Origin of the sequence: Dyadobacter sp. (assembly GCF_017744695.1) — a bacterium.
Classification (GTDB): Bacteria; Bacteroidota; Bacteroidia; order Cytophagales; family Spirosomataceae; genus Dyadobacter.
This window is the reverse complement of record NZ_JAGIAS010000005.1, coordinates 208,368-222,475: the sequence shown is the minus strand read 5'-3', so window position 1 is coordinate 222,475 and position 14,108 is coordinate 208,368. Positions and strand designations below refer to the sequence as shown.

The following is a 14,108-nucleotide window of genomic DNA, read 5'->3' as shown; positions in this document are numbered from 1 at the left end:
TTGAAAAATAACCACTAGTTACTTAACGTATACGCTTAACCGGTCTCTATACGCAGCAACTAGTTGGACGGACATTAAAAAACCGCTCCCATTGCATGGAAACGGCATTTATGAAGATATTAATAGCAATTTTGCAGAAACTTATCTGATTTTTGCAGACCTACTCATAAACGGGCCCTTTTAAACGATTCAATCTTTTAAAAATTACATTTTATGAGATTAAAAAGTGATTAACGGGCCGTCCACCCGCCATCGACTGTGAGGACAGAACCTACCATATAACTGGCCGCATCACTGGCCAAAAATATGGCAGCGCCCTGTATTTCATGCAAATGGCCCCAGCGGCGGAGGGCAGTAGCGCCGAGGATAATATCACGGGCATCGTCGCTCTCGGCGATCGGAATATTCATCTCGGTGAGGAACGGGCCCGGACATATGGCGTTCACCATAATGTCGAACGGTGCAAGTTCTAATGCCAATGCACGGGTCATTTGCACGATGGCCCCTTTGCTGGCGGTGTAAGGCGTACGATTGGCGAGCCCTACCAGCCCCAGCGTACTTGCGAGGTTGATAATGCGGCCGCTGTGCTGCGCCTTCATATGCGGTGTCACGGCCCGGCATGCCAGCCAGGTACCGGTCACGTTCACATCCATGACATGCTTGAAATCCGTCGTCGACAGCTCGTCGATCGGCCCGCGGATATTGATTCCCGCGCTGTTGATGAGTATATCGATTTTCCCGAAACTTTCCAGGGCAAAAGCCACCATCGCATGCACCTGCGCTTCGCTGGTAATATCAGCCGCATAGGAAAGCACGCGCGTCCCGAACGAAATGCATAGCTCCGCAGCACTCCGCTCACCATCGACAGCACTCCGGTTGACCAGCAAAATATCGCAGCCCGCAGAGGCCAGGCCGGCCGCCATGGCCAGCCCGAGCCCCTTGGAGCCGCCCGTGACAATGGCGACCTTTCCTGTAAGGTCAAACTGTTTGATGCCCGGTAAAACGTCCTGTACCATGGCGATCAGTACTGATGAAATGCTTGGGAAACGAATGCCAGTACTTCCGGCAACGATTCGCGCCAGTAGGTCCATGTGTGCCCGCCCTCGCGTACACGGAACTCGTGCGGAACTTCTTTCTTACGCAATGCAATATGGACCAGACTGTTCCCTTCATAGAGGAAATCATCGTCGCCGCAATCAATGTACCAACGCACAGCCTTTTTCTGATCGTCGGCAATGTTATTGATCAATGCGAGCGCGCTATGCCGGTTGTAATATCTTTCTACCGTTGAGTCGGCGATATTCGGGTTGTTTCTGATGAGATTCTTTTTGGCGTCTTCCAGAGTAATAGGGCCCATAGACGCGCTGAGCGGACAGGCCGATGAAAACAATTCAGGATGGTGCAATGCGTACATGAAGCTCCCGCCGCCGCCCATCGAAAGCCCGGCAATGGCACGATACCGTTTTTCACCTTTAATGCGGAATTTCTTTTCGACATAAGGCATCAGTTCGGTGAAGAAAAAGTCTTCGTAGTTCCAGTCGCCCTTTACATCATTGAAATACCCTCTCCTTCCGGTATTCGCATCCGGCATGACGATGATCATCGGTGTGGCTTTGCCCTCGCTAATGGCCTTATCGGCAATGTGCAGCACCTCGCCGAACTGCACCCAACCGGTATGATCGTCGCCGGCGCCGTGCAGCAGGTACATCACCGGGTAGCTCCGCTCGGAGGTCGCGTAGTCGGGCGGCAGGTAAACAGCAAACTTCCTTTCGGATTTGAGCACCTTGGAGGGTAACGAAAGATTATCGAGCACCTTCCCCGTCTGGGCAAGCGCCGGGACGGCCAGCATTGCGGCCAACGCAATCGTAGCAATGATCTTCATACCAGAAACAGTTGGATTTGGGTTGAAATAACAAAAGCGGGAGATGTTGTGCATCTCCCGCCCGGTATGAAGGTTTTTATTTCTTCTTCATTTTCATTGCCACAGGGTCCCAATGGACGATCTTTTTGCTGAAATAACTTTCATTACACGCCAGCACCGGAGCCGCCGCACGGAAGCCGAATACCGGGTCTTCGACCGTGCCGACACTGCCTTTCTTCACGTTTTCAAAGAAATCCCTGAAATGGTTGGCATGCGCATCATCCTCTTTCGGCGCTTCGAACCGCACCTCTTTTACCGGCTCAGCCCTCCGGGTGTCTTCCGGGTACTGGGCATCATATTGTTTCTTAAACTCCTTCTGCTGCGCCTCCGAGAAGGTATTGAAGCTGTCGTACCCTCCCATGCCGGGCGCTTTCGGCAACTTCTTTTTCGTAAGCACCAGGTTGTTTTCGGTAAATTCGATCTGCCCTTCGGTACCGATGATACGGGTGTTGTTCGCAATGGCGCCCGCATTCGCAAAGTTCACGCGAAGTACCATCTGGAAATTGGCATGAATATCGGTTTTGGGATAATCCAGGATCGACACAAGGACATCAGGCACATCACGACCATCTTTCCAGTAGCTAAGCTCGCCGGAAGACATCACGCGCTCGGGACCAAGCGAGTTGGTCACAAAATGCACCCCTGTTATAAGGTGTACAAACAGGTCGCCCCCCACGCCGGTACCATAATCCTGGTAGTTTCTCCACCGGAAAAAGCGTTTCGCATCGAATGCACGCTTGGGCGCGTCGCCGAGGTAAGTATCCCAGTCGACGGTGCTTGGCGAAGCGTCGGTCGGAATGGAATAGTTCCATGCGCCGATGGCATTAAAACGGTCGTTATTGGATTCTACATAGTTGATCTCACCGATCTCGCCCGCCTGGAACAGGCGTTTCGCTTCCTTAAAAGAAGCAGAGCTGATCCGCTGACTGCCGACCTGCATTGTTTTGCCGGACTTCTTCCAGGCATCGATCACCGACAGGCCTTCATTGATATGGTGTACCATCGGCTTTTCACAATACACATTCTTACCGGCCTGCAATGCGGCCTTGGTAATATGGTCGTGCCAGTGGTCGGGAGTTACGACGAGAACCGCGTCGATATCCTTTCTTTCGAGGATCTGGCGGTAGTCGCGCGTGGTGAAAATATCCTTTCCATATAGTTCCTTCACGCGGGTCAGTCGCCCGTCGTACAAATCGGCAGCAGCAACGAATTCTACATCCTGCGAGCTGCGCAACGCAGCCTTGGTGTCACTGTGTCCCTGGATACCCATTCCGATCGTGGCGAAACGGATCTTGTCATTGGGACTGATTTTTTTGAGGTCCTTAATAATGTGAAAAGGCTTGGCAATGCTTTCCGTGGCTAACAGAGCGGAAGCGGCTGTTACATTTTTGAGAAAACTACGTCGATTAGGCTTCATTTGAAGAATTTCAAAGGTTTAAGAAGATGACCACCCAATTTAATCAATTCACGATTTGTTGCGCAGGTAAATTAAAAATATGTACATTTTGCCGATGAATTCCCCACCCTACTAATAACTAATGTTCCATGCACGCCGACCAGCGAAAAAAACTGATTAATGAACTGACTGACCTCATCAGGGGCGGAAACGCACACGTGACCCTCGATGAAGCGCTTGCCGGTATCCCGGCCAACATGCGCGCCGTGATCCCCGACAACCTGCCGTACAGTATCTGGCAGCTTATGGAGCACATCCGGATCGCCCAAAAAGACATTGTCGACTTTTCGATTTCAAAGGATTACAAAACACTCATCTGGCCCGACGAGTACTGGCCCGAGCCAACGGACAATGTGAGCGACGAACAATGGGAGGAAAGCCTGAAGGAAATTAACGATGACCAACAACGCTTTTTCAAGCTGCTGCAGAATGACAGGAGAGACCTTTTCAGTCCGTTACCGTGGGGTAGCGGGCAGAATATCGTCCGCGAAGCCATGCTGATTGCCGACCATAACTCGTACCACCTGGCCGAGATCATCGTAGCCCGGCGCTTACTGGGAATCTGGAAGTAATGACAAAACCAAACCGGCGGCACCCAATGCTGCCGGTTTTGCATTAAAGCTCTTCGATGATAATATCCTTGTAAAACACCTTCGCCTTTCCGCCGCCGTGGATTTGCAGGCCTATCAATCCTTTTTGCGGTATGGATTTATCGGGTTCGGTGTAATCGACCGTTTTTGTGCCGTTCAGGAAAAGCTGGATGTGGCCGTTCCGGCTATGTACTTCGTAGTTGTTCCAATCGTTTCGTTTGACGATTTTCTCAACCAATGCGGAGTCGGGCGCAATCAATGTTTTGTTGCGCCGCGATTCATCATACAGGCTCGCCCAGTATTTATCACCCAAATCGGCCTGATAACCCGTCATTTCGTAGGGCGGATTTTGTAGCCGCACGCTATGGAACTGAACACCGGTATTGATAAAGCCTTCATGGCCGGTCAGTTTAAATTTAACCTTCAATATAAAATTCGAATACTCCTTGCGCGTACATAGGAATTCGTTATGCGGCACATTCTCTTCCAGCGAGCCACCTGCGATGCTGCCGTTTTCAATTTTCCAGGTTTTGATAGTATCCCCCTCCCATCCCCGGAAAGATTTTCCATCGAAAAGCGAAACCGGCTTTTTCGAAGGCTGGATCATGATACATCCGGTAAATGCCAAGGCAGCAGCGCAAGCGAAATAGAATGGTAGTTTCCTCATGGCACGGTCGGTTTGGTGCTAGTATGCTTTTTTCTAATGATGTAAAAAGCGATTTCGGGGAGGTTTTTACTTGAATGGGCCGCGACAAGTAACCCGCCATTGCTTTTAGTCTAATATCCGTATTTTTACACCGTGTGCCTGCCTCTAAATGCCGCATACGTAACCCTGAGCAAGTTTTTACCAATGACTGACACTACCCTGAACGAACCTAAGAACGATCTGCTCCTGGCGATCGAACGGTTTAAACTTGTGGCAAAAGCTACCCATGACGTGATCTGGGACTGGGATCTGGCCAGGGGTACGGTTTGGTGGAATGAGGGTATGCAGGAAATTTTCGGGTACCGCCCCGAGGAAATCGAAAGCGGCCCCAACTCCTGGTTCGACCGCATCCACCCCGACGATCAGGAGCGGGTAGTGAAAAAAATTTACCGGATCATCGAAAAGGGTGAAAGTAATTGGTCGGATTTCTACCGGTTCCGCCGGGCCGACGGCTCCTATGCCCATGTGCACGACCGCGGATACACGATTCAGGGTGAGGGAAAACCCGTGCGGATGGTGGGCTCGATGATGGACATTTCTCAGCAGCTACGGTCAGACAAAGCCAGGGAAGAAAGCGAGGAAAGTCTCCGATTCGCGATGCAAGCGGCCCAGTTGGGAACCTGGAACCTTAATCTTACCGATCGAACAGCATTGCTCAACGATCGTTGTAAAGAGCTTTATGGCCACCCGACCGATGCGGAAATGCATTACGAGGGCCTGATCCAATTTATCCATCCCGACGACCGTGCCAGGGTAGTAGAGGCCGTCGAACGTGCGCTCGACCCGGCGGTGAGAGCCATTTATGATGTCCGGTACCGGGTTATCGGTGCCAGCGACCGGAAACTCCGCTGGCTGCATTGCACGGGCCAGGCATATTTCGATCAGTCCGGAACCCCCTACCGCTTCTCGGGCATCTCCCGCGAAATCACGTCGGAGGTTACCGGCCAGGAAAAAATTGCCTGGGCCGATCAGCAGGCTGCCATGACCATCGAAGGCTCGGGAGCGGGATCGTTTATGGTGGCGCTTGCCACTAACGAGATTATCTATTCCCCGACCATGGCACGGATTATCACCGGTAGTGAATCGGCTAATATGACGCGTGATATTCTCCTTGCAAGTCTTCACCCCGACGATGTCGGCATCCGCAATCAGGCCTATGCCGAAGCGGAAGGCAATGGAGAGCTACGCTATGAGGCGAGGTTTATCTGGAACGACGCTACCGTGCATTGGGTGCGGGTATTGGGGCGATATCTGTACGACAGCATGGGCAAAGCGATTTCGTTGTCCGGCATTGTGATGGACATCACCGACCGCATTGAATCAGAGCAGCGACTAAAAGTGAATGAAGAGCATTTGCGGACGCTGATCGAGCAAGCACCAGTGGCTACCGCATTGTTTGTAGGAAAAGACATGGTCATCGATATTCCGAACGAAGCGATGCTCAAAGTATGGGGAAAAGGACGCTGGGTAATAGGCAAGCCGCTTCGGGAAGCATTGCCCGAACTCGAAGGCCAGCCGTTTCTCGACATCCTGGACCGCATTTACAAAACCGGCGAAGCGCATTCGGAGCAGGGAGCGAGAGCCGACCTGGTAGTTGATGGCCGGCTGCAAACATTTTATTATGATTACACCTACAAACCCCTGAAAAATTCGAGGGGCGAAGTATATGCTATCCTGGATATGGCCGTGGACGTGACCGAGCAGGTAATGTCCCGGCAGGAGCTCGAACAAAGCGAAGAACGGTACAGGCAACTGGCCAGCGAGCTGGAAAGGCGTGTGGGCCAGCGCACGGATGAGCTGCATCAGGCCAACATTGAGTTGGTCAATTCAAACAACAACCTGCAACAATTCGCCTACGCGGCCAGCCACGACATGCAGGAACCGCTCCGGAAGATCCAGTCGTTCGGCTCACGCTTGCTTTCGACCTATTCCGAAAAGCTCGATGACAATGGCAAATACATGCTGAACCGCATTCAGGATGCCTCGAAAAGGATGTCGGCCATGATCGACGATTTGCTCGCCTATTCCCGGCTGACAACGCGCGAAGGCGAATTTGGGGAAGTGCGGCTGGATGAAATCGTGCATTCGGTGCTGGCAGACCTGGAAATATCAATCCAGGAACAAAAGACCGATATCATCGTCGAAAACCTGCCTGTCGTCTGGGGTAATGGCTCGCAACTCGCGCAGCTTATGCAAAATCTGATCAGCAATGCGGTTAAATACCGGTTACCCGACCAGCAATCAATTATCCGGCTATCGTCCCGGGTTGTGGACGAGGCCGAGAAGGTAACGCTACCCAAACTTTTGCCCGACCACCGGTACATCCGTCTGGAAGTGAGTGACAATGGCATTGGCTTCGACGAGATTTACCTCGACCGCATTTTCCAGATGTTTCAACGGCTGCACGGACGTAGCGAATTTTCCGGCTCGGGCATTGGCCTTGCGTTATGCAAAAAGGTAGTTCAAAACCACCACGGCTATATTACTGCACAGAGTCAACCGGGAAAGGGCGCCACATTTATCGTGTACCTTCCGCAACCGCGCTGAGACGACCTGGCTTATCTTTTTTGCCAGATATCTGCAAATTCTTCGGGATGACGGCGGAACTGTCCGTGCACGTATTCGCACAGCGGCAGCACCTGCAACCCGTGCTCACGCGCGTAGGCGACCATCGCGTCGAGCATTTTGCGCGCCAGCCCGCGACCTTCCATCGCCGGATCCACCTCGGTATGGTACACTGTCAAAGTGGTTTCGCTCAACCCGATCACCATTTCGCCGACCTGCTTGCCATCTTCCTCGACATAAAAGGCCCCACGGCGACGGTTATCGAGCTTGAATTTGATCTCTGCCATAAATTTTTATTTAAAGTGCGTTACGTTCGGGGCAAATATATCCATAATTTTGCCGCCCCAATCGCCTTACGCCATGAACGTCTTCCCCGTCTCCAATTCCAACCTTTCGCCTTTTCACCTGGGTATTTTTGTCCAAAAGCATTATTTCCCTGAGCAGCAGGTCGAATGCCGGATCCTGAAAACCGGGATCAGTGACACTTATCTGGTTACCATGCCAGAGAAACGTTTTATTTTTCGCGTTTACAGTTTCCAATGGAGGACCCGGAAGGAGATTTCGGAGGAACTACGGCTATTGGAGCATTTGCGCAGAAACGGGTTGTCCGTTTCCTATCCTGTCGCCGATCTTGGCCATACCTTCATACATGCTTTTCAGGCACCGGAAGGCGAACGTTTTGGGGTGCTATTCTCCTTCGCCGAAGGCGCAAAAGTGCTCAATTTCGACGCGGAAACACATTATCATGTGGGAAAGCTCATGGCCGAAATGCATTTGCTGACCAAAGACTTCCCATTGCAGCGCGTGACCTACACCGAAAAAGAGCTGCTGATCGACTCGCTCGGGCAACTAGCAAAGTTTCTGCCTGCCGGCACCGAGGAAATGCAGTACATGAAAACGGTGCAGCAATACCTGATCGATGAATTGCAGAACGCCGATCCGGCTCAGTTACGAAAAGGTGCAGTCCATCTCGATCTTTGGTTCGATAATATGAATGTCACAACCGACGGCGCCATTACTTTCTTCGATTTCGATTTTTGTGGAAATGGCTGGCTCTGCCTCGATATGGCCTACTACATGCTGCAAATCCATTCCACGGAAAAAGACGATGCCGAACGCGAGCTAAAAACGGAGCAATTCCTGAAAGGTTATGAGTCGGTTACGCCCGTAAGCGACGAAGAAAAACGACTGATCCCCATGCTGGGAATTTGCCTGTATTTCTTCTACCTGGGCATTCAGTCACAGCGGTATGACAACTGGTCGAATGTGTTTTTGAATGAAATATACCTGAAAAGGTTTATCAATCTTTTACTCAAAAAATACTTCGACTACCACCAGCTTGGGCAAAAAATGACTTCATAGAAAAGGCCGGCATAGCGCCGGCCCGAGATCTTCTAAACGGCTGCCTCGACGATCTTCTTCATTTTCGTAAGGCTCGTTTTGGCCACCTCCAGTGCGTCCTGTGCCCAATAATCTTTATTGAATACCTCGAACGACAGAATAACAGGCTTATCAGGGTTTTTCAGGCTTTGAACCACATTTTTCCACGGTGCGATACCGTCGCCGACGTATACGCGATCCGCATCGGTGATCTGCTCACGCGGAGGGCTTTTGGGGTAATCGTTCACATGGAATATCTCGATCAATGGCTTGCCCACATCCCTGATAGCATCCATTCCCGAACCACCTTTGTGCAAATGGTAGACATCCATCAGCACGCGGGCCGAAGGGTGTCCCGATTCGACGGCCACATACAATATCTCTCCTACCCGGCTGAGGTTTTTAGAAAAGCCCCACAGTTCCAGATGCGGCACAACACCTGTTTTGTCACCCAGTTCGAGGATCGCGCGGTAGCGCTCCGCAACGCGGGCAAGGTCCAGCGAGGCGCCAGTGGTCGCACCCATGGGCGGGGCCGCTACGCGCGGGCAGCCGATGGCCGCCAGTTGTTCCATTTCGCCTTTCAGCTGGTCCAATGCTTTGGCTCGTGCTGTTTCGTCGTCCACGATCCAGGTCGCAAAGCCGATCGCATCCTCCACTTTCAGTCCAAGGTCACCGATCATGCGTTTGGCCTCCTGCAATGTGCCGCCGCCTTTGAGATAATCCTGCAAGGTACTGATCCAGATCTCGACCGAACCATAGCCCGCCTTCGCTGCTACTTCCAGCTCCTTGCGGAACCCCAGTTTCTGGCCGCGCAGCGTGCTCATATTGAGGGAATAGATAAATGGCTGGACTTTGGCTTTGGCAGCTTCGGCGGGAACTATGCCTGCTGCACTCACGGCAGCGATCGAGGATAATGCTTCTCGGCGGTTCATTAATATGTCCTGAATGGTTAACTGATTTAACTGTAAAGCTGCCTTCCGGAATTTTTTACCGCAAATGAATGTAAATTGATTGTTTAGAACCTGCATATAACCTCCCCATGGAACCAGACAACTATGTCATACCCGCCCAGACGAAGATTGGCCACGTCCACCTCAAAGTAGCTGATCTTGACCGTGCCATCGATTTCTATTGCGGCCTGCTCGGCTTCGAAATCACTACCCGCTACGGTACGCAGGCCGTGTTCATTTCGGCCGGTGGTTATCACCACCACATTGGCCTGAACACCTGGTACAGCAAAGGCGCGCCTCCCGCGTCGCCACACGGCGTCGGCTTGTTCCACACGGCAATACTTTACCCCACCCGGAAAGATCTGGCCATTGCATTAAACCGTCTTTTAAAAGCCAATTATCCCCTCACTGGCGCCAGCGATCACGGCGTTTCGGAAGCGTTATACCTGAACGACCCCGACGGCAATGGCGTCGAACTCTACTGGGACCGCCCTCAAGACCAATGGGAATACCTGCCGGACGGCTCCATTGAGATGTATACAAAGAGTCTAAATATCCCGGGATTGCTGGCCGAATTGAATAAATAACAGTCAAAAGATATCCAGGTGTATTAGTATGGCCAGCTCAACAGCCTTCATTTTCGCGCTGTCCAGCTGGCCTATCTTATTCCCTAACCTGGACTTATCAATGGTTCGGATCTGGTTCGCTTTCGCCTTCGACTCGTTACGTAGGCCGCTTTCATTTGCATCCAGCGGAACTTCGAAAGGATAAATTTTAGCCGTACTTGAAGTCACCGGTAACACTGTAACCGTAGCACCATATTGATTGTTGACGTCATTCGAAACAGTTAGGACGGGGCGTGTTTCGGCTGTTTCGCTACCTACCACGGGATCGAGTTTAGCCCAGAAGAATCTCCCTTCTGCATTACAAATTTTCAAAATCCGCGTGCTGAAAATCATTTGTAATGGAAAGATCCTCTTCCCGTGTGGCTTGGTAACCCTCTTTCAATATTTCACTAAGGGAATGACGGCGCTCACGGGCAATTTTCTCTTCGATTGCCTCTCTGGTAAATCCTTTCTCTTCCTGATGAAGTGAATGGATGAAGTTGACGTCGGAGTCGGAAAGTTCTATTTTTATCGTTTTCAGGTGTGTTTTTTTCCAAATATAAGATTTTTAGCTACCCGATCCAACAAACTTCCACGCTCCTCTTTTTAGTACTTCATCAACAAAGTGAGCAACTTACGGTCCAGTTTATGGCCGTGCCAGTCTTCGTAAGCGACATCTTCGCGCCGTGAATCCAGCACCCCGAAATCCCCGGCGAATTCCCATAGCGAGAAGCCGATACCATTGGATGAAAGTATGTCGAGTACATCGTTGAACCAGGCCAGGAAAACGTCGTGCGGTGTTTTGTTCCAGCAACCGCATTCGCCGCAGTGCACGCCTACACCCTTGCTGACGAGCTCAATCCAGGGTTTGTAGAACTTTTCAAGCATGGCACGGCTCAGATACTGATCACCTACCTGCCCCGGCCACTTGGGTTCCGGCGCATTGTCGGGGTCTTTCATGGCCCAGGGCGCTTTGTAATGCGAGATAATGCCCGGATGGTAACCACGGCAGCTTTGGGCGATGTCGAGGTCGGCCAGCTCGGGGATTACCGACGTGCCTACATCGTTGCCGTCGGCGATGATTAGATGCCCCGGATTCTCCTTTCTGATCGCCTCCGATGCCGCGATGGCTACTTTCCGGTAAACATCGCCCGGCACCGACGACCGTTTGGAATGCTGGTCGTTCATATCGGCACGCATGCTGGGCTCATTGAGCAAATCGAAACTGATGCGTCTGGGCGACGTATTCTTATATCTTTTGGCCCACATATTCCAGTGAAAACAGAATGCGTCGAGTGCCTTCTGGTCGGTCCAAAGGTTGTAGGGCTCATTAAAACCCGCATTAACACAATATCCCGGCGCACGGTGCAGGTTGAGGCTTACGTGTATATGGTGCTTGTGCGCGGCAGCCACCAGCTTGTCGATGTGGTCAACGGCCTGCTCGTCTATCTGGTAGACCTCCTCTGGTGTGATATTGCGGCTGCGGTCAAATTTCAGGTAGGCGGGATAAGCCATCGGGATCCGCACGAAATCGAAACCCCAGTCGGCCATCCATTTGAAATGCTCTTCGGAAGTTGCCTTACGGCCTTTGGTCGGATCGGGCGCAAAGAAATCGAGCAGGTTGAAGCCTTTCCATTTGGGCAGTTTGTTCTGTGCAACCTGGGCATTCCGGACCAAATCCGGACTGGAAACAGCAAAGCCGGGAGTCAGTGCCACCCCGGCTGCTATCGATGTATTTTTGATGAATGTCCTGCGATGCATGCCGTTCGAAAGTTATTCGTGGTAACTTTCTATTAAACACATCCCGCCAGCGGTTTTACTGGTAACGCATGGTAACGAGTCTACCGCGCCCTTGTCGAATAGCCCGATCTGCCGTTATAGTTGTAGTACATCGTCGACTTTTTGTCGCCGCCGTCGTTCAGGTATTTGGCTTTCAGCTTCTGGTGCAAATCCGCGGATTGTTTCTCGCCATTGACGATCAATTCATCGTCGCTAAGCTTGAATGACAGATCGTCCTTGTCCTTCACCAGTCCGGCGCCGGTTAGTTCTTCGATCACAGCTGCCTGTCGTTTCAGATAAACTTCGCGTTGCTTTTCAGCCTCCTTCCGCATTTCCTCTGCTTGCTTACGCTGCCCTTCGGCTTGCACGCGTTGCTCAGCGGCGTGTTCGCGTTGTTTCTCGGCTTCCTTGCGCATCTGGTCGGCCTGTTTGCGCATATCTTCCGCCGCTTCACGCTGCTTTTCAGCCTCCAACCTCATTTTTGCCGCTTCATCGCGGTTCGCGTTGGCATTCAGCCGCATTTGGTCCGCGTAGTCGCGCTGCTTTTTGGCGTCGAGGCGCATCTGGTTGGCATGTTCCCGTTGCTTTTCCGCTTCCAGGCGCATTTCCCGGGCTTCTTCACGTTGCTTTTCGGCCACCCGACGCTGGCCTTCGGCGATTTTGCGCATTTCCTGCGCCTCTTCGCGCTGCTTTTCAGCGAGCTCATGCTGTGCCTTTACCTCCGCCATAATCTTGTCAATCTCCGGTTGGTATTTCGCATAGTCGCCCGGCGCTATTTCCTGGTCGTCGACAAAGAGCGATATAATCTTGTCATTCCGCTTGACGATCTCGTACTGTTTATTATTACGTGTAACATTATACGTACTGATTCCCTGCTGCGGCGTGTACACGTTCGCAGAATGAATCTCCATTTCTTCCGACCGTGGTTTCTTTTTCGGAAGTGTATCCGGTTCCTGGATTACGGGCGTTTGTGCTTTGGGCAACGGTATCGTTGCCATTTTCCCAAGCAAAGGTTGCACCCCGCTATTCCGGACCTCCTTTATCGCAGGTGCTTTCCGGGCTGTGGCCGGTTTCTCCGGCGCGGTGGCTGCCGACAGCGCAATAGCCGCGGCCAGGCTGAATGTTACAAATAGTTTTTCCATGGCGTCTAGTGATTTATTATTGTTATTGATAATGCGTTTGATCCTGTCCAGCAAATGATTACGTTTTTTAGAAAAAGCCATTTCAAACGCCGGCCGCGACTGGTTATACTCCTGAAACGAGACGAGCGCATGAATGAACGATGTTTTGTTTTGCATGACGCTGATCGCCAGGTCGTCGCAGCAATGTTCCCGTTCTTCGCGGATTAGCCTGGAAATCCACCAGACAGCCGGATTGAAGAAAAAGACATTTTCACAGAATATCTGCACGAGGTTGATCAGGTAATCGCGACGGCGGATGTGGGCCAGTTCGTGCAGCAGAATGGCTTCGACCTGCGCGGCCGGAAGGTTGGCCAGCATACCGAGCGGCACAAGCACCACAGGCTTCAAAAAGCCAATCACCATCGGTATTGCCACCTGCACCGACTCCCGCAGCTCCACCTCCTGCCCTATCCGCATTCTTTCGGCCAGCTCGTAGAACCGTACGATCCATTTCATTTCCGGCGTCGAAACCTGCTGTGCTACCTTTCTGAGGTATAGCAAGCCGCTCGCCGCGAGGATTGATTTTAATGCAAAAACAAGGAACCAGCCGGCTACGATCAGTTTGGCGTTCGAAGAAAAAAAGTCGACAATATGTCCTATCCAGCTATTCTCTGCAAATACGGTTGCCGCTATAATAGTTACAGCATTCGCGTCATCTGAAAACACCGAATGCGTCCCCCATGGCATGGACTGAGATCCCGGCGATGCCATCTCTACATTCGTACTCCTCAACGTGAAAACAAATGTTCCCACCGCTGTCGCCACGAACAGGAGCATAACTATTGCCAGCATATTGTATCGGAATGCCGGCTTGCTCTTGCGTGTGCAAAGCAGAATGCCCCCAGTCACAATAGCTGCGACGAGCCCCTGCCAGAGCGAATGCATTAGTGTAAGGCAAAGCGCGCGGACCCATTCATGGGCGGCAGGCTGATCAATGATATTCCAATTCATGGCTAACGGATTGAAATGGTTTAA

13 protein-coding genes are annotated in these 14,108 nt (G+C 51.7%); 4 read left to right on the top strand and 9 right to left on the bottom strand.

Annotated features, from left to right (window positions below; translation table 11 throughout):
• Positions 1 to 230 precede the first annotated feature (230 nt).
• From J7619_RS19345 to J7619_RS19335, 3 genes are all read right to left on the bottom strand, one after another.
• A complete protein-coding gene (locus tag J7619_RS19345; RefSeq protein ID WP_291202240.1) occupies positions 231 to 1,016 on the bottom strand; it encodes an SDR family NAD(P)-dependent oxidoreductase in 786 nt (261 codons plus the stop codon).
• Positions 1,017 to 1,021: 5 nt separating this feature from the next.
• The gene (locus tag J7619_RS19340; protein WP_291202237.1) at positions 1,022 to 1,882 is read right to left on the bottom strand and encodes an esterase family protein; all 861 of its coding nucleotides are present in this window, start codon (positions 1,880 to 1,882) and stop codon (positions 1,022 to 1,024) included.
• 76 nt (positions 1,883 to 1,958) lie between these two features.
• A complete protein-coding gene (locus J7619_RS19335) occupies positions 1,959 to 3,338 on the bottom strand; it encodes a Gfo/Idh/MocA family protein (protein WP_291202234.1) in 1,380 nt (459 codons plus the stop codon).
• Positions 3,339 to 3,466: 128 nt separating this feature from the next.
• Between J7619_RS19335 and J7619_RS19330 the strand changes: the two genes are divergently transcribed.
• Positions 3,467 to 3,949 (top strand): DinB family protein, encoded by a 483-nt coding sequence (locus J7619_RS19330; protein WP_291202231.1) that lies wholly within the window; start codon positions 3,467 to 3,469, stop codon positions 3,947 to 3,949.
• A 43-nt stretch (positions 3,950 to 3,992) separates the two neighbouring features.
• Here the strand turns inward: J7619_RS19330 and J7619_RS19325 are convergent, their stop codons facing one another.
• The gene (locus tag J7619_RS19325; protein WP_291202228.1) at positions 3,993 to 4,634 is read right to left on the bottom strand and encodes a DUF1080 domain-containing protein; all 642 of its coding nucleotides are present in this window, start codon (positions 4,632 to 4,634) and stop codon (positions 3,993 to 3,995) included.
• A gap of 183 nt (positions 4,635 to 4,817) precedes the next feature.
• On the opposite strand from J7619_RS19325, the gene J7619_RS19320 reads away from it, so the two are divergent.
• Positions 4,818 to 7,220: a PAS domain-containing protein gene (locus tag J7619_RS19320; protein ID WP_291202225.1), complete on the top strand. Its 2,403-nt coding sequence runs from the start codon at positions 4,818 to 4,820 to the stop codon at positions 7,218 to 7,220.
• Positions 7,221 to 7,231: 11 nt separating this feature from the next.
• Here J7619_RS19320 and J7619_RS19315 read toward each other — a convergent pair whose 3' ends face one another.
• Positions 7,232 to 7,525 carry a GNAT family N-acetyltransferase gene (locus J7619_RS19315; RefSeq protein WP_229210898.1) on the bottom strand — a complete coding sequence of 98 codons (294 nt, stop codon included), beginning with the start codon at positions 7,523 to 7,525 and terminating at the stop codon, positions 7,232 to 7,234.
• Between the two features lie 73 nt (positions 7,526 to 7,598).
• Between J7619_RS19315 and J7619_RS19310 the strand changes: the two genes are divergently transcribed.
• The gene (locus tag J7619_RS19310) at positions 7,599 to 8,600 is read left to right on the top strand and encodes a phosphotransferase (protein WP_291202219.1); all 1,002 of its coding nucleotides are present in this window, start codon (positions 7,599 to 7,601) and stop codon (positions 8,598 to 8,600) included.
• Between the two features lie 32 nt (positions 8,601 to 8,632).
• Here J7619_RS19310 and J7619_RS19305 read toward each other — a convergent pair whose 3' ends face one another.
• Positions 8,633 to 9,550, bottom strand: a complete 918-nt coding sequence (locus J7619_RS19305) for a sugar phosphate isomerase/epimerase (RefSeq protein ID WP_291202216.1) — start codon at positions 9,548 to 9,550, stop codon at positions 8,633 to 8,635.
• Positions 9,551 to 9,657: 107 nt separating this feature from the next.
• Between J7619_RS19305 and J7619_RS19300 the strand changes: the two genes are divergently transcribed.
• Entirely contained in the window at positions 9,658 to 10,155 is a 498-nt protein-coding gene (locus J7619_RS19300) for a VOC family protein (protein ID WP_291202213.1), read from the top strand.
• Between the two features lie 3 nt (positions 10,156 to 10,158).
• On the opposite strand, the gene J7619_RS19295 is transcribed toward J7619_RS19300, so the two are convergent.
• The 3 genes from J7619_RS19295 to J7619_RS19285 form a co-directional block, all read right to left on the bottom strand.
• Positions 10,159 to 10,527, bottom strand: a complete 369-nt coding sequence (locus J7619_RS19295; RefSeq protein WP_291202210.1) for a type II toxin-antitoxin system PemK/MazF family toxin — start codon at positions 10,525 to 10,527, stop codon at positions 10,159 to 10,161.
• A gap of 252 nt (positions 10,528 to 10,779) precedes the next feature.
• Positions 10,780 to 11,934: a glycoside hydrolase family 5 protein gene (locus tag J7619_RS19290; RefSeq protein ID WP_291202207.1), complete on the bottom strand. Its 1,155-nt coding sequence runs from the start codon at positions 11,932 to 11,934 to the stop codon at positions 10,780 to 10,782.
• A gap of 80 nt (positions 11,935 to 12,014) precedes the next feature.
• Complete coding sequence (locus tag J7619_RS19285) at positions 12,015 to 14,084, bottom strand: M56 family metallopeptidase (protein ID WP_291202204.1); 2,070 nt, start codon at positions 14,082 to 14,084, stop codon at positions 12,015 to 12,017.
• Positions 14,085 to 14,108 lie beyond the last annotated feature (24 nt).

Excerpts from the sequence above, each read along its gene's own strand:
- J7619_RS19330 (WP_291202231.1), top strand. The coding sequence starts at position 3,467 with ATGCACGCCGACCAGCGAAAAAAACTGATTAATGAACTGACTGACCTC.
- J7619_RS19325 (WP_291202228.1), bottom strand. The coding sequence starts at position 4,634 with ATGAGGAAACTACCATTCTATTTCGCTTGCGCTGCTGCCTTGGCATTT.
- J7619_RS19345 (WP_291202240.1), bottom strand. The coding sequence starts at position 1,016 with ATGGTACAGGACGTTTTACCGGGCATCAAACAGTTTGACCTTACAGGA.
- J7619_RS19305 (WP_291202216.1), bottom strand. The coding sequence starts at position 9,550 with ATGAACCGCCGAGAAGCATTATCCTCGATCGCTGCCGTGAGTGCAGCA.
- J7619_RS19290 (WP_291202207.1), bottom strand. The coding sequence starts at position 11,934 with ATGCATCGCAGGACATTCATCAAAAATACATCGATAGCAGCCGGGGTG.
- J7619_RS19310 (WP_291202219.1), top strand. The coding sequence starts at position 7,599 with ATGAACGTCTTCCCCGTCTCCAATTCCAACCTTTCGCCTTTTCACCTG.
- J7619_RS19295 (WP_291202210.1), bottom strand. The coding sequence starts at position 10,527 with ATGATTTTCAGCACGCGGATTTTGAAAATTTGTAATGCAGAAGGGAGA.
- J7619_RS19300 (WP_291202213.1), top strand. The coding sequence starts at position 9,658 with ATGGAACCAGACAACTATGTCATACCCGCCCAGACGAAGATTGGCCAC.
- J7619_RS19340 (WP_291202237.1), bottom strand. The coding sequence starts at position 1,882 with ATGAAGATCATTGCTACGATTGCGTTGGCCGCAATGCTGGCCGTCCCG.
- J7619_RS19315 (WP_229210898.1), bottom strand. The coding sequence starts at position 7,525 with ATGGCAGAGATCAAATTCAAGCTCGATAACCGTCGCCGTGGGGCCTTT.
- J7619_RS19320 (WP_291202225.1), top strand. The coding sequence starts at position 4,818 with ATGACTGACACTACCCTGAACGAACCTAAGAACGATCTGCTCCTGGCG.
- J7619_RS19335 (WP_291202234.1), bottom strand. The coding sequence starts at position 3,338 with ATGAAGCCTAATCGACGTAGTTTTCTCAAAAATGTAACAGCCGCTTCC.
- J7619_RS19285 (WP_291202204.1), bottom strand. The coding sequence starts at position 14,084 with ATGAATTGGAATATCATTGATCAGCCTGCCGCCCATGAATGGGTCCGC.